Source organism: Streptomyces sp. SM18, assembly GCF_002910775.2.
In the GTDB taxonomy this organism is placed as follows: domain Bacteria; phylum Actinomycetota; class Actinomycetes; order Streptomycetales; family Streptomycetaceae; genus Streptomyces; species Streptomyces halstedii.
The window spans coordinates 6,182,144-6,203,016 of the sequence record NZ_CP029342.1 but is presented as its reverse complement, the minus strand read 5'-3'; the positions used below and the strand labels follow the sequence as shown (position 1 = coordinate 6,203,016).

At 72.7% G+C, this 20,873-nt stretch carries 18 protein-coding genes; 12 read left to right on the top strand and 6 right to left on the bottom strand.

Translation table 11 applies throughout. The annotated features are described in order from the left end of the window. Positions 1–58: 58 nt before the first annotated feature. Complete coding sequence (locus B9S64_RS27575) at positions 59–1,654, bottom strand: ABC transporter substrate-binding protein (protein ID WP_103493092.1); 1,596 nt, start codon at positions 1,652–1,654, stop codon at positions 59–61. A 169-nt stretch (positions 1,655–1,823) separates the two neighbouring features. Between B9S64_RS27575 and B9S64_RS27570 the strand changes: the two genes are divergently transcribed. The 5 genes from B9S64_RS27570 (at position 1,824) to B9S64_RS27550 (ending at position 7,964) form a co-directional block, all read left to right on the top strand. Next, positions 1,824–2,555 carry a FadR/GntR family transcriptional regulator gene (locus tag B9S64_RS27570; RefSeq protein ID WP_103493091.1) on the top strand — a complete coding sequence of 244 codons (732 nt, stop codon included), beginning with the start codon at positions 1,824–1,826 and terminating at the stop codon, positions 2,553–2,555. Positions 2,556–2,709: 154 nt separating this feature from the next. Next, a complete protein-coding gene (locus B9S64_RS27565) occupies positions 2,710–3,714 on the top strand; it encodes an acetylxylan esterase (protein ID WP_103493090.1) in 1,005 nt (334 codons plus the stop codon). A gap of 14 nt (positions 3,715–3,728) precedes the next feature. Then, a complete protein-coding gene (locus B9S64_RS27560) occupies positions 3,729–5,024 on the top strand; it encodes a GDSL-type esterase/lipase family protein (RefSeq protein ID WP_258038005.1) in 1,296 nt (431 codons plus the stop codon). Between the two features lie 71 nt (positions 5,025–5,095). Further along, positions 5,096–6,547 (top strand): exo-alpha-sialidase, encoded by a 1,452-nt coding sequence (locus B9S64_RS27555; protein WP_103493088.1) that lies wholly within the window; start codon positions 5,096–5,098, stop codon positions 6,545–6,547. A gap of 160 nt (positions 6,548–6,707) precedes the next feature. Beyond that, on the top strand, positions 6,708–7,964 hold the full coding sequence (locus B9S64_RS27550; protein ID WP_103493087.1) for an FAD-dependent monooxygenase: 1,257 nt from the start codon (positions 6,708–6,710) through the stop codon (positions 7,962–7,964). On the opposite strand, the gene B9S64_RS27545 is transcribed toward B9S64_RS27550, so the two are convergent. Then, positions 7,868–8,647 carry a FadR/GntR family transcriptional regulator gene (locus B9S64_RS27545; RefSeq protein WP_103493086.1) on the bottom strand — a complete coding sequence of 260 codons (780 nt, stop codon included), beginning with the start codon at positions 8,645–8,647 and terminating at the stop codon, positions 7,868–7,870. The genes B9S64_RS27550 and B9S64_RS27545 overlap by 97 nt on opposite strands. A 209-nt stretch (positions 8,648–8,856) precedes the next feature. Between B9S64_RS27545 and B9S64_RS27540 the strand changes: the two genes are divergently transcribed. The 4 genes from B9S64_RS27540 to B9S64_RS27525 are packed head-to-tail and all read left to right on the top strand — an operon-like array spanning position 8,857 to position 12,970. After that, positions 8,857–9,816 (top strand): dihydrodipicolinate synthase family protein, encoded by a 960-nt coding sequence (locus B9S64_RS27540; protein ID WP_103493099.1) that lies wholly within the window; start codon positions 8,857–8,859, stop codon positions 9,814–9,816. After that, positions 9,813–10,757 (top strand): ROK family protein, encoded by a 945-nt coding sequence (locus tag B9S64_RS27535; protein ID WP_109492154.1) that lies wholly within the window; start codon positions 9,813–9,815, stop codon positions 10,755–10,757. Before B9S64_RS27540 ends, B9S64_RS27535 begins: the two co-directional genes overlap by 4 nt. Then, on the top strand, positions 10,754–11,434 hold the full coding sequence (locus B9S64_RS27530; protein WP_103488953.1) for an N-acetylmannosamine-6-phosphate 2-epimerase: 681 nt from the start codon (positions 10,754–10,756) through the stop codon (positions 11,432–11,434). Before B9S64_RS27535 ends, B9S64_RS27530 begins: the two co-directional genes overlap by 4 nt. Positions 11,435–11,491: 57 nt before the next feature. Next, entirely contained in the window at positions 11,492–12,970 is a 1,479-nt protein-coding gene (locus tag B9S64_RS27525; RefSeq protein WP_103488952.1) for a sialate:H+ symport family MFS transporter, read from the top strand. Positions 12,971–13,033: 63 nt separating this feature from the next. On the opposite strand, the gene B9S64_RS27520 is transcribed toward B9S64_RS27525, so the two are convergent. The 4 genes from B9S64_RS27520 to B9S64_RS27505 all read right to left on the bottom strand — a co-directional run bounded on the left by B9S64_RS27520 (position 13,034) and on the right by B9S64_RS27505 (position 17,328). Beyond that, entirely contained in the window at positions 13,034–13,495 is a 462-nt protein-coding gene (locus B9S64_RS27520; protein WP_103488951.1) for a MaoC family dehydratase, read from the bottom strand. A 33-nt stretch (positions 13,496–13,528) separates the two neighbouring features. After that, complete coding sequence (locus tag B9S64_RS27515) at positions 13,529–14,872, bottom strand: MFS transporter (protein WP_103488950.1); 1,344 nt, start codon at positions 14,870–14,872, stop codon at positions 13,529–13,531. Between the two features lie 154 nt (positions 14,873–15,026). Further along, a complete protein-coding gene (locus tag B9S64_RS27510) occupies positions 15,027–16,253 on the bottom strand; it encodes an acetyl-CoA C-acetyltransferase (protein ID WP_103488949.1) in 1,227 nt (408 codons plus the stop codon). 172 nt (positions 16,254–16,425) lie between these two features. After that, a complete protein-coding gene (locus B9S64_RS27505) occupies positions 16,426–17,328 on the bottom strand; it encodes a LysR family transcriptional regulator (RefSeq protein ID WP_103488948.1) in 903 nt (300 codons plus the stop codon). Between the two features lie 169 nt (positions 17,329–17,497). Between B9S64_RS27505 and B9S64_RS27500 the strand changes: the two genes are divergently transcribed. Genes B9S64_RS27500 through B9S64_RS27490 form a run of 3 tightly spaced genes read left to right on the top strand, consistent with a single transcriptional unit; the run spans position 17,498 to position 20,866 of the window. Continuing rightward, positions 17,498–18,415, top strand: a complete 918-nt coding sequence (locus tag B9S64_RS27500) for a CoA transferase subunit A (protein ID WP_103488956.1) — start codon at positions 17,498–17,500, stop codon at positions 18,413–18,415. Positions 18,416–18,441: 26 nt separating this feature from the next. After that, complete coding sequence (locus tag B9S64_RS27495; RefSeq protein WP_258037691.1) at positions 18,442–19,287, top strand: CoA-transferase subunit beta; 846 nt, start codon at positions 18,442–18,444, stop codon at positions 19,285–19,287. 52 nt (positions 19,288–19,339) lie between these two features. After that, a complete protein-coding gene (locus B9S64_RS27490) occupies positions 19,340–20,866 on the top strand; it encodes a 3-hydroxyacyl-CoA dehydrogenase (protein ID WP_109492153.1) in 1,527 nt (508 codons plus the stop codon). Positions 20,867–20,873 lie beyond the last annotated feature (7 nt).

Below are 20,873 nucleotides of genomic sequence, written 5' to 3'. Positions count from 1 at the left end.
GATTGGGCGGACAGCGGGTCCGGGCCGCCGGGGAGGCGGCGGCCCGGACCGGTGGACGTCAGGCGCGGCCGACGTCCACGAAGGACAGGCCCGTGGTGGGGAGCGGCTTGAAGCCGGTGAGGGCCTTGTCGTTCCACGCGGTGGGCAGCTTGCGGTGGAGGATCGGGTAGAGCGGGACCTCGTCGGCGATCAGGTCGGTGACCTCGCCCCACAGCTGCTTGCGGGTGGCCTCGTCGGCGGACTGGGCCGCCTTGTCGAGGAGCTGCTTGGTCTTCTTGTACTCGGCGCTCTTGCTCCAGTTGTAGCGGGTCTCGGGCCAGAGGCCGTAGTAGAACCAGCGCAGCAGGAGGTCGACGTCGTTGCCGAAGACGGACGGGTCGCCGGGGGCCACCAGGACCTCGTACTTGCCCGTGTCGACCTTGGCGTACTGGGCCGCGGACTGGGCGATGTCGAGCTTCGCCTCGATGCCCGCCGCCGCCCAGCTCTCCTTGAGCAGGGGGGCGATGTCCTTGACCCAGCCGGTGTCGGTGGTCAGGACGGTGAACTTGAGGTCCTTCACGCCGGCTTCGGCGAGCAGCTTCTTCGCCTTGGCCACGTCGTGGGTGTAGACCGTGGCGGCCTTGTGGTACTCGGGGTGGGTGGCGGGGACGTATCCCGTGGCGGCCGACGCGTTGCCGACCATCGCGGTCTTGATGATCTTCTCGGTGTCCAGCGCGTAGTGCAGCGCCTGGCGGACCCGCTTGTCGGCGAACCGCTTGTCGGCGGTGTTGAACATCAGGAAGAGCAGGCCGAAGGACTGCACGGAGTCGGTCTTCGCCGTGGCGGCGAGGCCGGCGACGTCGATGTAGGGCACGTCCTCGATGGCCTGGACGCGGCCGGACTGCATGGCGCTGACGCGGGCCGACTGGTCCGCGATCAGCCGCCAGATCATCTTCTTGGCCTTGGCGGGGTGGGGGCCGTTGTACGTGTCGTACTTCTCGAAGACGATCTTGTCCTCGCGGGTGGCCGAGATGAACTTGTAGGGGCCCGAGCCGACGGGCTTGGCGTCGAATCCCTTGACGTCGGCCTCGACGATCTTCTTGGGCACGATGCGGGCGACGGCGATGCGGGAGGGGAAGAGCGCGAAGGCGTACTTGAGCTTGAACTCGACCGTCTTGGTGTCGACGGCGGTGATCGTGTCGATGAAGGGCACGAACTGCGCCATCAGCGAGGAGTTCTTCGGGTCCAGGATGCGTTCGAAGCTGAAGACCACGTCCTCGGCGGTGACCGGGGAGCCGTCGTGGAAGGTCGCGCCGTCCCGCAGGGTGGCGCGGTAGGTGGTGGCGTTGATCTTCTTCGGCATCTCCGTGGCGAGCGCGGGCGCGGCCACGAGTGTTGCCGGATCGAGATCCACGAGGCCCTCGAAGATGTGCATATTGGCGGCGTAGGGCGTGGCGCCCGAGGTGATCATCGGGTCGAACCCGGTCGACAGGGGGTACGAGAGACCGGCCTCGATGGTGCCGTTGCCATCGCCCTTGCCCGCCGCGCCGTCGGCGGTCGAGGAGGGTCCACCGCACGCGGAAAGGCTTGCCGTGATGGCGGCGGCCGCGCCGATGACGCCGGTGTAACGCAGGAAGGTGCGGCGCTCGACGCCGGCTGGCCTCAGCTCGGGCACGGGTCCTCCAAGGGACGTGAGGGGTGGGAGATGGATGAGGAAAGGGCTGTTTCGACGGCTATCGGGGACCGATGAACCGCCGAGCGTCAGACGTCAGATGTCTGATGCCTTGATAGCGTGGGAACGTAGCTTGACAATCGAGAGGGGTCAAGAGGTGGGGAGTTCAGATATGTCCGGCACACGGCCCGGTCGCACCCTGTTGCGGCAGGAAGTCGTCGAGGGCATCAAGCGCTACATCCTCGACGAGCGGCTGCGCCCCGGGGACCCGCTGCCGACGGAGCCGGCCCTGTGCGAGGCGCTGGGCGCCAGCCGTTCCAGCGTCCGGGAGGCCGTCAAGATCCTCGACGCCCTGGACATCGTGGAGGTGCGCCACGGCCACGGAACGTACGTGGGCCGGCTCAGCCTGTCCGCGCTGGTGGAGAGCCTGACCTTCCGCGGGCTGCTCTCCCCCGACGACGACTTCCAGGTGATGGCCGACCTCGTGGACGTGCGGGAGCTCTTCGAGCGGGGCATGGCCGACCGGATCGTCTCCTCGCTGAGCGCGGAGCAGCTCGACACCCTGGAGGGTCTGGTCGAGACCATGCGGGCCACCGGGGTGGGCGACGGGCACGGCTTCGTGGCGGCGGACCGGGCCTTCCACGCGCTGCTCGTGGCCCCCCTCGGCAACGAGCTGATCGGCCAGCTGTCGATGGCCTTCTGGGACGTGTACACGATCGTCGCGCCGCATCTGGACGGCTTCACCCACGCCGACGAGACGGAGACGATCGCCGCCCACCAGAACATCGTGGACGCGGCCCGGGCCGGGGACATCAGCGCGTTCCTCAAGGCCCTCGGCGAGCACTACGCACCGGTCAGGCGGCGGATCGCCGAGGCCAGGGCGCGCGGGGCGGACCAGGTCTGACCGGGGACGCCCCGTCCCGCCCCACCCCGGGGCGGGAGCCCCTCCCCCGCCCCACCCTTGACGCCCGGCCGCGAAGCTCTCTAGGGTCCCGTTGCCACCAGGACATCTGACGTCTTCTGTCCTGCCGCTTCCCGTACCCCTGGAGGGCACAGCCATGCCGTCGGCCGATCTCCCGCTCGCGGACTGCCTCACCTACCGGCCCGAACTCCCGCTGCCGGACGGCTTCGACGACTTCTGGTCCGCCACGCTCGCCGAGGCGCCCCACGACGGAACACCGGACAAGCCGCGGTTCAAGGAGGTCGACTGCGGGCTGACACAGGTGCGTACGTACGACGTGAGCATCCCCGGGTACGGCGGCCGTCCGGTGCGCGGCTGGCTGCGGATGCCCGCCGGGGCCACCGAACCACTGGGCTGCGTCGTGGAGTTCCTCGGTTACGGGCGCGGACGGGGGCTGGCGCACGAGCAGTTGACCTGGGCCTGCGCCGGATACGCGCACCTGGTCATGGACACCCGGGGGCAGGGCTGGTCGGCGGCGGGCGGGGTCACCGCCGACACCGACCCCGGGGCGTCCGGGACCGTGCCGGGCTTCCTGACCCGGGGCGTCGAGAGCCCCGAAACGTACTACTACCGGCGGGTGTTCACCGACGCGGTGCGCTGCGTGGAGGCGATGCGCGAGCACCCCGAGGTCGATCCCGCCCGCGTCGTGGTGACCGGGGTGAGCCAGGGCGGCGGTATCGCGCTGGCGGTCGCCGGGCTGGTGGACGGGCTGGCCGGGGTCATGCCGGACGTGCCGTTCCTCTGCAACATCCCCCGGGCCGCGCGGATCGCCGGGGTCCCGCCGTACACCGAGATCGCCGCCTACCTCCAGCTCCACCGTGACCGCACCGCGTCCGTCTTCCGCACGCTGTCGTACTTCGACGCGGCGCACCACGCCACCCGGGCGACCGCGCCCGCGCTGTTCTCCATCGCGATGATGGACGAGATCTGTCCGCCCTCCACCTGCTTCACGGCCTACCACCGCTACGCGGGCCCCAAGGACGTGCGGGTCTACGAGTTCAACGGCCACGAGGGCGGCACCGAGCACCACCGGGCGGAACAACTGGCCTGGGTGCGCTCCCTGTTCGCCGGCCTGCCGACCGGGCAGGCCGCCCTCTCCTGACCGGAGGAAGCTCCGTGCGCAGACGTTCCATGCTCCTCGCCGCAGGCGCGGCGGCCCTGACCGGCCCCCTGGCCGGCCACGCCTTCGCCGCTTCCCGCAGCGGCCCGCTGGTGGACCACGGCACAGCCGTGGACCTGGACGGGGGCGGGCAGGTCGACCTGTCGCCCCAGGTGGGGGCCGTGGCTCCACTCACCACGGGAACGATCCTCGTCACCTTCCGCACCACGAGCCACCACGACGCGATGACGCTGATCAGCGCGTCCGATCCGTCCACCCCTTCCTCCAACCTCACGCTGAACCTCAGCGGCGGAGCCCTGCAGTTCTCGGTACGGCAGCGGGGCGCCGTACTCGTCAATGTCATGACCAGGACACGGTACGACGACGGGCGGCAGCACACCGTCGCCGTCACCGTGGACGGCGCCGGAACCCGCCTCCACGCGGGCGGCCAAGTGGTGTTCGAGACGGCGAGCCGTCCGTTCTTCGGCAGCGTGTCAGGGCTGACCGCCCTGACGCTCGGAGCGAACCGGGACAGTGACCACCCGTCCGGCGAATGGTTCTTCACCGGCACCGTCGAGCGGGCCGCGGTCTGGGACCGGGTGCTCGACGCGGGCGAACTGGTGGCCCAGTGCCCGCGACCGGTTGTCGCCGACCACGGCCGGATCTCCACGATCCTCAACAGCGACACCCCCGCCACCTGGGTCTTCACCGGCGACAGCATCACCCACGGCGCCCAGCACACCAACGGCTGGCGCAGCTACCCGGAGCACTGGACCGAGCGCGTCCGCTGGGAACTGGGCAAGCCGAAGAACCGCGACTTCGTGATCGATTCGGGGGTGAGCGGTGCCACGAGCGCCGATCTCACCGCCTCCTTCGGCGAGCGGGTCACCGCCTTCTCGCCGAAGGTCGTCTCGATCATGATCGGTACCAACGACATCGCGACGTCGGGCCTCGGCCTGGAAACCTACCGGGCCAATCTCGTCTCGCTGGTCGGTTCGGTGCGCGCGTTGCCCGGATCGCCGGTGCCCGTCCTGCAGGCGCCCAACCCGGTCGATCCGGCCAAGTGGCCCGGCCGGGTCGCCCTCTCGGGCTACGCGCGGGTCATGGGCGAGGTGGCCGCGCAGCAGAACGTGGTCTTCGTCGACCACTACGACGACTGGCTGACCGGAAACGGCGGCCAGGTCCCTCTGTCCCTGCTCAACGACGGGCTCCACCCCAACGAGCGGGGCCATCACCGGATCGCCCTGAAGATGATCGAAGAACTACAGATCTTCGACTCCGGCAGCCGGGTGTGCACCCTTTCCATCCCCTGACGCGTCGGCCCGTAACGCCGCGCTCCGCTCCCTCTCCGCACCTCTCCCCCTCACAAGAAGAGAGACCGTTCATGCAGCGCAGAGTCACCGTCGCCCTGTTGTCCGCCGCCGTCCTGGTGGCCACCGCGGCCGGCACCGCCCACGGCGCCCCCACCACCGCCGCCGCCGCCGCAGGCGAACTGACCGTCCAGGACATCGCCACCGCGGGCGTCGGGTCCCCGTACTACCGCATCCCCGCGCTGACCACCTCCACCAAGGGCACCCTGCTCGCCGCCTACGACGCCCGCCCCACGCTCGGTGACCTGCCCGGCAACCTCGGGGTCGTCCTGCGCCGCAGCACCGACGGCGGGACCACCTGGCAGACCCAGCAGGTCGTCCGCAAGGAGGCCGCCCCCAAGGGCTTCGGCGACCCGAGCCTGCTCACCGACACCACCACGGGCCGGATCTTCGTCTTCTACGCGAGCTCCGTGAACCAGGGCTTCTTCGGATCGGCCACCGGCAACGACGAGAACGATCCGGACGTCCTCCAGGCCGACTACAGCTACTCGGACGACGACGGGGTGACCTGGACCCACCGCCGCATCACCCGGCAGATCAAGAACCCGGCCTGGGCCGGGATGTTCGCCGCCTCGGGCCAGGGCATCCAGCTGCGCAACGGCCCGTACAAGGGCCGGCTGATCCAGCAGTACGCCATCCGCGACAACGGGGCCAACTACGCGGTCAGCGCGTACAGCGACGACCACGGCGAGACGTGGAGGATGGGCACGCCGGTCGGTCCCGGTGGCGACGAGAACAAGACCGTCGAGCTGAACGACGGGCGGATCATGCTCAACAACCGCTCCGCGCCGTACCGCACCGTCGCCTACTCCACCGACGGCGGCGTCACCTACACGCCGTTCACGCAGGACACCAACCTGCCCGACCCGGCGAACAACGGCTCGGTCATCCGCTACGCCCCCGACGCGGCCGCGTCCGACCCGCAGTCCTCGTGGCTGCTGTTCAGCAACACGGAGAGCACCTCCTCGCGGAGCAACCTCACCGTGAAGATGTCCTGCGACAACGGGAGGAGCTGGCCGATCCGGAAGGTCGTCGAGCCCGGCAGCGCCGCGTACTCGACGCTGACACGGCTGCCCGACGGGCGGCTCGGGCTGCTCTACGAGCGCGGCAACGTCCAGGCCATCACCTACTCCTCCTTCGACCTGAAGTGGCTCGGCGGCACCTGCGCGGACATCACCATCACCCCGCCGGCCACCCTGAAGGCCGGCACCAGCACGGAGGTCACGGTCCGGGTCGTCAACCGCATGGACGTGACCCGGAGCGCGGGCACGCTCGACCTGGCGGTGCCCGGCGGCTGGACGACGAAGCGGGTGGCCTTCCCGGCGACGCGCCCGGGTGAGGGCGCCAACATCAAGGTCCCGGTCACGATCCCGGCCGGTGCCTCCGGCGACGCCAAGCTCACCGTGACCTACCAGGCCGACGGCAAGCAGGCCTCGGGGAGCCGCACGGTGACCGTGACGCCGTAGGCCCCGGACAGAGGCGGCGCTCCCCCGTCCCGGCGCTCCCCCGTCCCGGCTCCGCCTCGTGCCGGAGCCGGGACGGCCCCGGAAACCGCTGTACCCACTCCGGCCGGCTGCGACGATACGGGGACGGCACCTCCCGGGACGACGGACAGGCGGCAGCTCCATGGCGGCGACGGGTGTACGGATGGGCGTGGTCGGCGGCAGCGTCGCCGGGTGCGCGATGGCGGTCGCGGGTGTCCGGGCGGGGGCGGACGTCACGGTGTACGAGCGCAGCGCGGGCGCGCTCCAGGACCGGGGGCTCGGCATCGTCGTCCCGCCCGCGCTGCACGAACGGCTGGTCGGCGCGGGCTATCTGGACGCCGCCATGCCGACGGCCCCCGTGGCGACCCGTGTCTGGCTGACCCGGGAGCCGGGGGGACGGTCGGCGCGTGAGTTCGCGCGTCAGCCCAGCCCGGTGACCCCGTGCAACTGGGGTCTGCTGTGGCAGGCGTTGCGCGCCGCCACCACCGGCGCGCGCTACCACCGGGGGCGCCCGGTGCTCTCCCTCGGACGGACGGCCGCCGGGCGCGCGGTCGTACGGACGGCCGAGGGCGAGGAGACGTACGACGTCGTCGCGGGCGCCGACGGGCACCGCTCGCTCACCCGCCGCCTCCTCGCACCCTCGGTGCGCGCCGCCCCGGCCGGGTACGCGGTGTGGCGCGGCACGCTTCCGCCGAGCGCTCTCGCGGAGCACCCACGGCCGCGGGAACTGCTGCGCGAGGCCTGGGTCACGATCGGCTTCCCCGGCGGGCACGGCATCTTCTACCTGATCCCCCGGGGCGGCGGCGCCGGGCCCGACGAGCGTCTGCTCGCCTACGCGATCTACGCGACGCCGCCGGGCCGGTCCCCGGGCGAGGTCGCCCACGTACGGGAGATCGCCGAGCGGCACTTCCCCGCGGAGTGGGCCGGGATCGTCGCCCGCGGCGAGCACACCGCGATGACCTGCCACCCCGTCGCGGACGTGCGCGCGCCCCTCACCGCGGACCCGCCGTTCCTGCTGGCGGGGGACGCGGCGGGGGTCACCCGCCCGCACACGGCGAGCGGCGCCGTCAAGGCGCTCCAGGACGCCCTGTACCTGGAGGAGGCACTGCGGACGTCCGCCTCACCCGCCGAGGCCCTGCGCTCCTACGCGCGCGAGCGCACCCCGGAGGTGGCACGGCTGGTGGAGCTGGGCCGCAGGCTGGGCCGCGCCCAGGTGGAACGGGCCCCGGACTGGACCGCGATGGACCAGGGCGCGGTGGAGGCCTGGTGCCGGGCCACCCTGGCGGGCGCCACCAGCTACCTCTACGCGGACGCGGGCGCGGGCGCGGTCCCTGACGCCGACGCGGGCGCGGACGGGCCTCCCGAGGCTGCCCCGGACGCCGCTGCCGAGGCGGGCTGAGGTTCGAGCCGGCCGCGGATGCCGTCGAAGTGCGTGCGCATGGCGCGCACCGCCCGCATGCCGTCCGCCGCCGCGACCGCCTCGACGATCTCGTGGTGCTGGGCGCAGGTGACGGCGGGGTCCTGGTGGCCGTCGTCCAGGTCCTCGCGCACCCGGTCCATGGCCGCCCAGAAGGCGTCCAGCACCTCGCTCAGGAGGTGGTTGTCGAGCGAGGAGTAGAGCGCGAGGTGGAAGGCGCGGTCGGTGGCGCGGGCGACCCGGCCGTCCCGGGCGGCCTCGGACTCCATGGTGGCGACCAGCGCCCTCAGCACGGCCAGGTCCTCCGCGGGCACGCCCGCGGTGACGGGGCCGATCAGGCCGGTCTCCAGCGCCTCGCGCACCTTCATCAGCTCCAGCAGGCCCGGCTCGCCCTGACCGTGCCGGACGGCGGCCCGGAAGGCCAGCCCCTCGACGAAGGGCGACAGGGAGAGCGAGCCGACGAACGTGCCGAAGCCGCGCCGGATCTCGACGGCGTTCACGGCCTGGAGCGCCTTGAGCGCTTCGCGCACGGAGACCCGTCCGGCGGAGAACAGCTCCATCAACTCGGCCTCGGTGGGCAGCGGGTCACCGGGTCCGAGCCTGCGTTCGAGGATCAGTTCCTTGATCCTTCGCTCGATGTCCTGAGCCATGGTGGGGCGGGCCACTGCGGTCCTCCTGAGGTGTCGCCGGGTGCCGGTGCCTCTTGACCGGCCGCCGGGGCATCTGTCTAAGGTAAGCCCCAGACATAGGACATCTTACGTCTCATGTTCTGGTCCGTCTCCCCTTCCGGGCGGCCCTCCGGAGGTCTTCGGAGGACGTGCCGGAGGATTCCGGAAAACGGGCCGATGTCCCGAACGAGCTGGAGCCCCTCACCATGCCCCTGACCGCACCGCTGCACGGCGTCGTACCGCCGGTCTGCACCCCGCTCGACGCACGCGGGGAGGTCGACACGGCCTCGCTCGCCCGGCTCGTCGGCCACCTCGTCGACGGCGGCGTCCACGGTCTCTTCGCGCTCGGTTCGACCAGCGAGGTCGCCTATCTGACCGACGCCCAGCGCGCCACCGCCCTGGAGACCGTGGTCACCGCGGCCGCCGGACGGGTCCCGGTCCTGGCCGGCGTCATCGACACGACGACCGCGCGGGTCACCGAGCACGCGCGCGCCGCCGCCGGACTGGGCGCGGACGCCCTCGTGGCGACCGCGCCGTTCTACACCCGTACGCACCCCAAGGAGATCGCCGCGCACTTCCGCCGGCTGCGCGCCGCCGTCGATCTCCCGCTGTTCGCCTACGACATCCCGGTGGCGGTGCACTCCAAGCTCTCCGCCGCCCTGGTGCGCGAGCTGGCGGAGGACGGCACCCTGGCCGGTCTCAAGGACAGCAGCGGTGACGAGGGCGGGCTGCGCCGGATGATCGTGGAGCTCGGCGGCCGCGAGGGCCGGTCCCGGGGGCCCGTGCCGCACTTCAGCGTGCTGACCGGTTCCGAACTCACCGTGGACGCGGCGCTGCTGGCCGGGGCCGACGGTGTGGTGCCCGGCATCGGCAACGTGGACCCGGCCGGCTACGTCCGGCTGTACGACGCCGCGCGGGCCGGCGACTGGGCGCTCGCCGCACGGGAGCAGGAGCGGCTGGTCGAGCTGTTCGCCATGGTGGACGCCGGCCCGGAGGAGGACATGGGCCGCAGCTCCTCGGCGCTCGGCTCCTTCAAGGAGGCGCTGCGGCTGCTCGGTGTGATCGACAACGGCGCCACCGCCTTCCCGCAGATCCCGCTGTCCGCCGAGTCCGTCGCGCTGGTCGCGGAGCGGCTGCGCGGCGCCGGTCTGCCGCCGGTCCGATGAGCGCCCGCGCGACCGGGGCCGTCGTGATCGGCCTCGACCTCGGCGGGACGAAGATCGCGGCCGCGCTCTTCGCGGCCGACGGCACGGTGCTGGCCCGGCACACCCGGCCCACCCCCGCGCGGGACGGGGCCGGGGCGGTGCTCGACGCGCTCGCCGGGGCGGCGGCCGAGGTGGACCCGGGCCGGCTGGCCACGGCGCTCGGCATCGCCGCCGCCGGGGTCGTCGATCCCCACAGCGGCCTGGTCACCAGCGCCACCGACTCGATCAGCGGCTGGGCGGGCACCGCGCTCGGCGCCGGTCTCGCGGACCGTACGGGACTGCCGGTGGCCTGCGACAACGACGTACGCGCCACCGCCGGTCCGGAGCTGGCCGCGCTGGCGGACGGCCGGGGTTCGCTGCTGTTCGCGGCCGTCGGTACGGGCGTGGGCGGCGCGCTGGCCGTCGACGGCCGGATGCTGCACGGCGCGTACGGCATCGCCGGCCACCTCGGCCATCTGCCCAGCGCGGAGGCGGCCGGGCTGCCCTGCACCTGCGGGGCCACCGGGCACCTGGAGGTCATCGCCTCCGGCCCCGGCATCGCCGCCCACTACGAGCGGCTCACCGGCGCCCCGGTGGACCGGCTCGAAACGGTCGCCGCCCGCGCCGCCGGGGGCGAAGCGGCCGCCGTACGCGCCGTCACCACCGGTGCCACGGCGGCCGGACGCGCCCTCGGGGGACTCGCCAACGCGCTCGGCCCCGACCGGGTCGTCGTCGGCGGCGGTGTCCCGAGGATCGGACCGCTGTACGGCGACGCGCTGGCCGCCGCCTTCGCGGCCGAGCTGATGCCACCGCTGCGCGGGCTCCTGCCCGAGCCCCCGCTCCTCGGCCACGACGCCGCCGTGACCGGCGCCGCGGCCCTGACCACCACCCTTCCCCTCCACCACCCGGGAGCCCTCCGATGACCGCTCAGGATCTCGCCGACACCCTCCGGGGCCGGCTGATCGTCTCCTGCCAGGCGCCCCCCGGCGACCCGATGCGGGAGACCGCCACCCTGGTACGCCTCGCCCTCTCGGCCGTCGCCGGCGGCGGCAGCGCGATCCGCGCCAACGGACCCGAGGTCGTCGCCGCGATCGTGAAGGCCGTGGACCTGCCGGTCATCGGCCTGTGGAAGGACGGCGACACCGGCGTCTACATCACCCCGACCGTCCGGCACGCCCTGGCGATCGTCGAGGCCGGTGCGGCCGTGGTCGCCGCCGACGCCACCGACCGCCCGCGCCCCGACGGCTCGGACTTCGCCGAGCTGGTCACCGCCGTGCACGCGGCGGGCGCCCTGGTCATGGCGGACGTCTCCACCCTCGACGAGGGGATCGCCGCCGCCGCGCTGGGGGCGGACTTCGTCTCCACGACGCTGTCCGGCTATGTGCCCGGGACCCCGAAGCGGACCGGCCCCGACCTGGACCTTGTGACATCTCTCTCGGCCGCGATCTCTGTACCGGTCGTCGCCGAAGGCCGTATCAATACCCCCGGGGAGGCCGCCGAGGCGATCGCCCGGGGCGCGCACAGCGTCGTGGTCGGTACAGCCATCACCGCACCCACCGCCCTGACCGCCCGCTTCGTCGCCGGCCTCGCCCGGCCCTGAGCGGCCCGACCCACCCCCGCGGGACGGCTGCCCGGCGACGAGACGCCGTCCCGCACCATGGAGCGCACCGTGCAGACACCACCCCCCACGCTGCCCTGGTACCGCGAGGTGACCGGTACCCAGTGGAAGTCCTTCTTCGCCGCCTGGATCGGCTACGTCCTCGACGGTTTCGACTTCGTCCTGATCACCCTCGTCCTCACCGAGATCAGCGACGACTTCGGGCTGACCACGGTGCAGGCGGCCGGCCTGGTCTCCGGCGCCTTCGTCACCCGGTGGCTGGGCGGGGCGGTGCTGGGCGCCCTCGGCGACCGCTACGGCCGCAAGCTCTCCATGGTGCTGAGCATCCTGCTCTACTCACTGGGCACCTTCGCCTGCGGGTTCGCGTGGAACTACCACAGCCTCTTCGCCGCCCGGCTCGCCATCGGCATGGGCATGGCGGGTGAGTACAGCGCCAGCGCCACGTACGTCATGGAGAGCTGGCCGGCCCGGCTGCGCGGCCGGGCGAGCGGCTTCCTGATCTCCGGTTTCTCCGTCGGCTCGGTCCTCGCCGCCCAGGTCTACACCTGGGTGGTGCCCTCCCTCGGCTGGCGCTGGATGTTCTATCTGGGGCTGATCCCGATCGCGGTCGCGCTGTGGATGCGGCGGGCCCTGCCGGAGGCCGAGGAGTGGACCGCGGAGGTGGCGGAGCGGGGTGCCCGGCCGAACCCGTTCCGGCCGCTGTTCCGGACCCCGCGACTGGCGCTGGTCAACACGGTCCTGGTGGTGGCCGCCACGCTCTCGCTCTTCCTGGTCTTCACCCCCGGCGGCGCGGGCCTGGTGCCGGTGCTGTCGGTGGTCGCGGGCCTCGCCCTCGTCGCGTTCGCGGTGCAGTTGGGCGGGAAGCGCGGATGGCTGCTGTACGTGTCGATGATCGTGACGCTGTTCTTCGCGTTCCTGTACTCCTGGCCCATCCAGGCGCTCCTGCCCACCTACCTCAAGTCCGAACTGGGCTACAGCACCGGCCAGGTCACCGACGTCCTGTACTTCGCGGGTTTCGGCACCATGGCGGGCTGCTGGACGGCGGGCTTCCTGGGCGACCGGATCGGCGCGAAGAAGGCCTACGCGGTGACCCTGCTGGCCTCGCTGGCGTTCGTCTTCCCGGTCTTCATGGTGCACGACAACCTGTTGCTGCTGGGCTGTCTGCTCTTCCTGCTCCAGGCGACGAGCTTCGGGATCTCGGGGCTGCTGCCGCGCTGGATCGGCGGCCACTTCCCCACCGCGAGCCGTGGTGCCGCGCTGGGCTTCACGTACAACGTGGGGGCGCTCGGCGGGGCCGTGGCGCCGGTCCTCGGGGCGCGGCTGGCGTCCGGGATGGACCTGGGGCAGGCGCTCGCGGTGCTGACCTTCGCGGGGACCGTGATCGTGGTGGTGCTGGTCGGCTTCGACGTCCCGGCCCGGCTGAACCGGCTGGTCGACCCGGACGCCACCGACGACCACCTCGCGGCGGCGGACGTGCCCGAGGGGCTGCCCCGGCCGGAACCCGCGAGCCGCCTCTGACGGCCCGGGGCCGCTCCCCGTCCCCCGGGAAGCGGCCCCGCCCGCCTTCGGGGACGCCGTCCCTCAGGCGGAGACGTAGTACGTCAGGGACTCGGCGACGCAGACCGGCTTCGGCGATCCCTCGCGTTCGAAGGTGAAGGCGCGGGTCATCCGCACCCCGCCCCGGGCCTCCTCCCGCACCCCGGTGACCGTGGCGTGCAGCCGGACGCGGCTGCCGACGGGGACGGGCGCCGGGTACCTGACCCGGTCCACCCCGTAGTTGAGCGCGCGCCCCACGCCGGTGACCTGGAGGAGTTCCGCGAACATCGGGATGCCCCAGCTCAGCACCATGTAACCGTGGGCGATGGTGCGTCCGTAAGGGCCCTCGGCGGCGCGGGCGGTGTCGGTGTGGATCCACTGGTGGTCACCGGAGACGTCGGCGTAGGCGTCGATGAGCTCCTGGGTGACCTCCTTCCAACCGGAGTGCCCGAGGTCGCGCCCGCCGAGGGCGAGGATCTCCGGGAGGCCGTGGACGGTCAGGGGCATCGGTGGTTTCTCCGTTCGGTGCGTCGGGGCGGGTCAGGCGGCGACGGGGGCGGTACGGGGACCGGCGGCCGTGTCGGCGGCCAGCTCGTCGTGGTTGGGGCGCCGGAGCAGCAGAAGCATGCAGCCGAGGCTCAGCGCCACCTGGAAGACGGCGTACACGATGACCGCGGTGATGGAGCCGGTCCGGTTGAGGAGGAACTGGCCGATGATCGGGGTCGTGCCGCCCAGCAGGGTGCCGCAGAGCTGGTAGCAGAGCGAGATGCCGGTGTAGCGGACGTGCGCGGGGAAGCGGCTGGCGAGCATACCGGCGAGGGCCGCGTAGTACAGGCAGTGCGGGATGGTGGCGACGGCGACACCGACCATGGCGAGGCCGTAGTTCTCGGTGCTGATGAGGACGAACATCAGTGGCATCAGGACCAGTTCGGGCACCAGCATGACGACGACCGCGCGCGACCAGCTCTTCATCCGCATGGCGATGACCGCGCCGAAGGGCTGGACGACGATCTGGGTGATGTTGGCGACCAGGATGATCGTCAGGAACGAGCTGCGGTCGAAGCCGAGCGAACTGGTCGCCCAGGACAGCGCGAACGTCGACTTGAAGTACGTCGCCGAGAGCCCGATCGTGCAGGCGCCGATACCGAGGACGATCAGCATGGGGTGCTTGCGCAGGACCTCGGTCAGCGGGAGCTTGACGACCTCCTTCTTCTTGATGAGGCCGGCCATGGCGGGCGATTCGGCGACCTTCAGCCGCACGAGGAGACCGACGACGACCAGGGCCGCGGAGGCGAGGAACGGCACGCGCCACCCCCAGGCGACGAAGGCGTCGTCGGGCAGTTGGCTGATGGCCAGGAAGCTCAGGGTGGACAGGGTGTTGCCGACGGGCGAGCCCTGCTGGGCGAACGCCCCGTACAGCACCGACTTGCCCTTGGGGGCGTGTTCGGAGGCGATCAGGACGGAGCCGCCCCACTCACCGCCGAGGCCGATGCCCTGGATCATGCGGATGAGGACCAGCAGGATCGGGGCGGCGATGCCGATGGAGGCGTAGCCGGGCAGGAGGCCGATCGCGGTGGTGGAGACGCCCATGATCAGCAGGGTGATGACGAGGGTCTTCTTGCGGCCGAGCCGGTCGCCGTAGTGGCCGAAGACGACGCCGCCGAGGGGGCGGGCGAGGAAGCCGACCCAGAAGGTGGCGAAGGCGACCAGGGTGCCCAGCGGGCCTTCGAGTTCGGGGAAGAACACCTTGTCGAAGACGAGGGCGGCCGCGGTCCCGTAGATGTAGAAGTCGAACCACTCGATGGTGGAGCCGATGAAGGCCCCGAACCCCGCGCGGTTGGCGGCTTTCGTCTTCTCGTGTGCGGTTGCGGTGGACGCACTCATAGGTGGCTCCCGTGGACATCGTTGATCAAGCGGATGAGGGCATGACGGACCGGGGCGTCGCCCGGGGGACGCCCTGCGCCGCGCGGGGTGGTACGGGGACGGCGGCGCGGTGGAGTGGGTGGTGAGGGGGCGGGGGTCAGGCGGTGAGGGAGGGTCAGGCGGTGACGCGCTCGAAGACCGCGGCGAGGCCCTGACCGCCGCCGATGCACATGGTCTCCAGGCCGTAGCGGGCCTGGCCGCGGTGCATCTCGTGGGCGAGGGTGGCGAGGACGCGGGCGCCGGTGGCCCCGACCGGGTGGCCGAGCGAGACGCCGGAGCCGTTGACGTTGATCCGCTGCTCGTGGTCGCTCTCGCCGAGGCCGAGTTCGCGGGTGCAGGCCAGGACCTGGGCGGCGAACGCCTCGTTGATCTCGATCAGGTCGAGGTCGGCGAGGGTGAGCCCGGCGCGGCCGAGGGCGGCGCGGGTGGCCGGTACGGGGCCGAGGCCCATGGTCGCGGCGGGCACTCCGGCGCGGGCGAAGGAGACGAGGCGGACGAGCGGGGTGAGGCCGAGCCGTTCGGCGGTGGCGGCGCTGGTGACCAGGCAGGCGGCGGCCGCGTCGTTCTGGCCGCTGGCGTTGCCGGCGGTGACGGTGGCCTCCGGGTCGCTCTTGGCCATGATCGGGCGCAGCGCGGCGAGTTGCTCGGCGGTGGTGTCGGGGCGGGGGTGCTCGTCGGCGGTGACGGTGGTCTCGCCCTTCCGGGTGCGTACGGTCACGGGGACGGTCTCCGCGTCGTAGCGCCCCTCCCGTACGGCGCGGGCGGCGCGGGCCTGGGACCGCAGGGCCAGCGCGTCCTGGTCGGCGCGGCTGATGCCGTAGGCGCGGCGGAGGTTCTCGGCGGTCTCGATCATGCCGCCGGGCACGGGGTGGTGGACGCCGCCCGCGGTGACCCGGCCGCGGGCGAGGGAGTCGTGGAGCTGGAGGCCGGGGCCCTTGATGCCCCAGCGGCCGTCGTGGGTGTAGTAGGGGGCGGCGCTCATCACGTCCACCCCGCCCGCGACGACGACGTCGCTGAAGCCGGCCCGGATCTGCATGGCGGCGTCCAGGACGGCCTGGAGGCCGGAGCCGCAGCGGCGGTCGGTCTGGAGACCGGTGACGGTGTCGGGGAGCCCCGCGTCGAGCGCGGCGACACGGCCGACGGCCGGCGCCTCGGCGGTGGGGTAGGCATGGCCGAGGATCACCTCGTCGACCCGGCCGGGGTCGATTCCCGTACGGGCGACGACCTCGGCGATGACGCGTGCGGCCAGCGCGGCGGGCGTCTGCCCGGCGAAGACTCCGCCGAAGCGCCCGATGGGGGTGCGCAGCGGTTCACAGATGACGACATCGGTCTGATCGGGCACGGCGGAACACCTTTCGGCGGCTCGGGTGTGTGGGCTGACCTTCGCACCCGACCACTGAGTCGGTCCAATATCGAGTTGGCGGCCTTTCCAGACGCCGGGCGTCTCAATCCGGATGACCGGGTCCGCCGCCGGGCGTCTCGGTCCGGACGACGGGGTCTCGGCGCCGGGCGCCTCAGCCCGGGTGACGGGGTGTCGGCAGGGCGTCCTCGGCGACCGCCAGCACGGCCCGCAGCGCCGGTGAGGGGTTGTCGGTGCGCCACGCGAGGGCCGCCTGCCGCCGGACGGGCGGACCGGCCAGGGGCCGGTAGACGAGCCCGCTCTGCTGGATGTGCCGGACCGAGGAGACGGTGAGCGTGACGCCGACGCCCGCGGCGACGAGGGCCAGGATCGTGTACGAGTCGGGCGCCTCCTGCACCACGCGCGGGTTGAAGCCGGCCGACTCGCAGACCTGGACCATCGCGTCGCGCACCGAGGAACCGGCGTTCGCGGGGAAGGAGACGAAGGGCTCCTCGGCCAGGACCGCGATGGGGACGCTGTCCAGGCCCGCCAGGTGGTGGTCGGAGGGCAGCGCGCACAGCAGCTCCTCCTCGTCGATGACCCGGTGGGCCACGCCCGGCTGGGTCACCGGGAGGCGGACGAACCCCAGGTCCAGGGAGCCGTCGGCGACCCGGGACAGGGCGACGTTGGCGTAGGTCTGCCCCTTCATGACCAGTTCCAGCGCGGGGTGGGCCGCCCGCACCGCCCGGGTCAGCCGGGGCAGGGTCTCGTGGCTGGAGGCCCCGGCGAAGCCGACGGTGACGCGGCCGTACTCCCCGCGCCCGGCGGCCTTGGCGGCCCGTACCGCCGTGTCGAGGTCCTCCAGGACCGCGCGGACGGGTCCGAGGAACGACTCCCCCGCGCCGGTGAGCCGGACGGACCGGGTGTTGCGCTCGAAGAGCTGGACGCCCAGCTCCTTCTCCAGCTGGCGGATCTGCTGGCTGAGCGGGGGCTGTGCCATCTGGAGGCGCCGGGCCGCCCGGCCGAAGTGCAGCTCCTCGGCCACGGCGGTGAACGCGGCGAGGTGACGCAGTTCCATCGGACCCTCCATTCATAGCTCTGCGGTCTTGACGGGACCCTAATTCGGTATTGGACAGCAATCAATAGCCGCTGACACGGTAGGAGGACACCCCCTGGGGACACCCCCCACACACTCGCCGAGGAGCACCGTGGAACGGACGGATACGGCCGCCGGAGCCGGCGTGGTCATGTCGATGAGGGAGGCCGTCGCCTCCTTCGTGCACGACGGCGCCACCGTCAGCCTGGAAGGCTTCACCCACCTCGTCCCCACCGCCGCCGGGCACGAGATCATCCGGCAGGGCCGCCGCGACCTCACGGTGGTGCGGATGACGGCGGACATCGTGGTGGACCAGATGATCGCCGCGGGCTGTGTCTCGCGGCTGGTCTCCTCCTTCGTGGGCAACTCCTCCGCCGGTTCGCTCGGTGAGCTCCGGCGCAGGATCGAGCGCGCCGACCCGGCGCCGCTGGCCTTCGAGGAGTACAGCCACTACGGGATGGTCTGCCGCTACCTCGCCGGTGCGCAGCGCCTGCCCTTCTATCCGCTGCGCAGCTACGGCGGCAGCGACCTGCCCGGGATCAACAGCGACCTGCGCACGGTGACCTCGCCCTATCCGGGACCGGACGGTGAGCAGGAGCGGATCTACGTCGTCCCGCCGGTGAACCCGGACGTGACGATCGTCCACGCCCAGCGGGCGGACCGCCGGGGCAACACCCAGATGTGGGGGCTGACCGGTATCCAGGCGGAGGCGGTCTACGCGGCGGACAAGGCGATCGTCGTCGTGGAGGAGGTCGTCGCCGACGAGGTGGTGCGCTCCGACCCCAACCGCACCCTGATCCCCGCGCACGCGGTGGACGCGGTGGTGGTCTGCCCGCGCGGCGCGCACCCGTCCTTCGCGCAGGGCTACTACGACCGTGACAACGCCTTCTACCGCGCCTGGTCGCACATCAGCAAGGACCCGGAGCGGCTGCGGGAGTGGCTCCGGGAGTGGGTGTACGGCACCGAGGACCACGCCGCGTACGTCGACAAGCTGGGCGAGGAGTTCTGGGCGGGGCTCGCGGTCGGCGAGGCGCTCAGCGAACCGGTGGACTACGGGCGGCGGCTGTGAGCGCGCCGAGGGAGAGGGAACAGGTCATGACCACCACCGCACCGGACGCGGGCACCACCGCGTCCGTCACATCCGTCACATCCGTCACCTCCACCACATCCGCCACATCCGTCACGTCCGTCACGTCCTCGGAGCTGCTCTCCGTCGTCGCATCCCGTGAACTGGCCGCGCGCCGCACGGTGTTCGCCGGGATCGGGCTGCCGACTCTCGCCACCGAGCTGGCCCGTCTGACGGTCGCCCCGGAGATCGAGGTCGTCTACGAGTCCGGGGTGTGCGGGGCGCACCCCTCGCATCTGCCGGAGACGATCGCCGACGCGGTGCTGATCTCCGGTGCGGAGGCCGTGCTGTCGATGCCCGCGCTGTTCGGCTATGTGCTCCAGGGCGGGCACATCGACGTCGGGTTCCTGGGGGCCGCGCAGATCGACCGGTGGGGCAACCTCAACACCTCGGTGATCGGGGACTGGGAGCGTCCCGAGGTACGGCTGCCGGGGTCCGGCGGCGGGGTCGAGGTGATGGCCAACTCACGGGAGGTCTTCGTGGTGATGCGCCGTCATGACCCGCGCTCCTTCACGGAGTTCCTGGACTTCTGCACCACACCGGGACCGGACCGGGCGCTGGCGGAGGGCATCCGGCCGCTGGGCGCGGGGGTCACCCGGGTCATCACCGAACTGGGCATCCTGGCCCGCGAGGGCGTCGGTGACCAACTGCGTCTGGTCGCCACGCACCCGGGGGTGACGGTGGATCAGGTGCGGGCGGCGACCGGCTGGGAGCTGGCGGTGGCCGACCGGGTGGCGACCGTGCCGCCGCCGACCGCGGCCGAACTGCGGCTGCTGCGCGAGGACGTGGACCCCGGCCGGGTCTATCTTCGCTGAGGCGGCACACCGTCGCGCACCCGTTCGCTTCAACGAGAGGACCGCACCCGTCATGCGCATCAGGATCGTCGGCGCCGGAGCCATGGGCCGAGGCATCGCCCAGTGGGCGGCCGTCGCCGGACACACCGTCGAGCTGGCCGACGTACGGCGGGAGGCGGTGACGGCCGCCGTGGACTTCGTACGGTCCATGCTGGAGCGGGCGGTGGCCAAGGGCCGGATGCCGGAGGCCGGGCTCCCGGCGGCCCTGGAGCGGCTGGTCCCGCTGGAGGACCCGTGGGCCCCGGGACCGGACGTCGCGCTGGTCGTCGAGGCCGTACGGGAGGACCTGGAGACCAAGGCCGAGGTGTTCGGCCGGCTGGAGAAGGTCCTGCCCGCCTCCACGGTCTTCGCCACCAACACCTCGTCCCTCTCCGTGACCCGGATCGCCGCCGCCCTGGAGGACCCGACGCGGCTGGCGGGGCTGCACTTCTTCAACCCGGTACCGCTGATGAGGATCGTCGAGGTGGTGCCGGGCGCGGCCACCCGGCCGGAGATCACGCCGTTCCTCACGGAGCTGGTGACCGGCTGCGGCCACCGCGCGGTCACGGTCTCCGACACCCCGGGCTTCCTGGTCAACCACGCGGGCCGGGGCCTGGTCACGGAGGCGCTGGCGCTGCTGGAGGAGTCGGTGGCCCCGCCCGCCGTCCTCGACCGGATCGCCCGGGACGTGCTGGGGCTGCGGATGGGCCCCTTCGAGCTGATGGACCTCACCGGGCTGGACGTCACGGCGGCGGTCATCGACTCGGTCTGGGAGGGCTTCCGGTACGAGGACCGGCTGCGCCCCTCCTTCCTCACCCCGAACCGGGTCACAGCGGGGCTGCACGGCCGCAAGACCGGCCGGGGCTGGTACGCGTACGGCCCCGGGGCCCCCGCCCCGGCAGCCGAGGCGGCGGTGACCGGCGATCCGGACCGCCCGGTCTTCGTGGCGGGCGGGGACCCCGCGTACGCCGGGGCGCTGGCCGCCGCCGGGGCGACGGTGGAGGACGGGCCGCGGCCGTCGGCGCGGGCGCTGGTCCTGGTCCCGGTCTGGGGCACCACCGTGGCCTCCGCGGTGGCAGAGGAGGGCCTGCCCGCCGACCGGACCTTCGGGGTGGACCCGCTGCCCCCGGCGGGCCGGCGCCGGGTCCTCGCGGTGACCCCGGCGGCCGGTCCGGACGCGGCCCGGGACGCGCGGGCGGTGCTGGCCAGGGCGGCGGACGGCGGGGAGCCGTACGCCGTGTCGGTGGTCCGGGACACGGCGGGCTCGGTGGCGCAGCGGCTGCTGGCCTCCGTGGTGTCCGTCGCCACTTCGATCGCGGAGCGCTCGCTCGCCGCGCCGGCGGACATCGACCTGGCGGTGACGACGGGACTGGGTTACCCGGTGGGGCCGCTGGCCTGGGGCGACCGGATCGGGGCCGGCCGGATGCTGGAGCTCCAGCGGGCCCTGCACGCCACGACCGGCGACCCGCGCCACCGGCCGACCCGCTGGCTGACCGAACGCGCGCACCTGGGCCTGCCGCTGACCTGGCCGGGCACCTCCCCGGAGGACTGCGCCGGGTGACGCCACC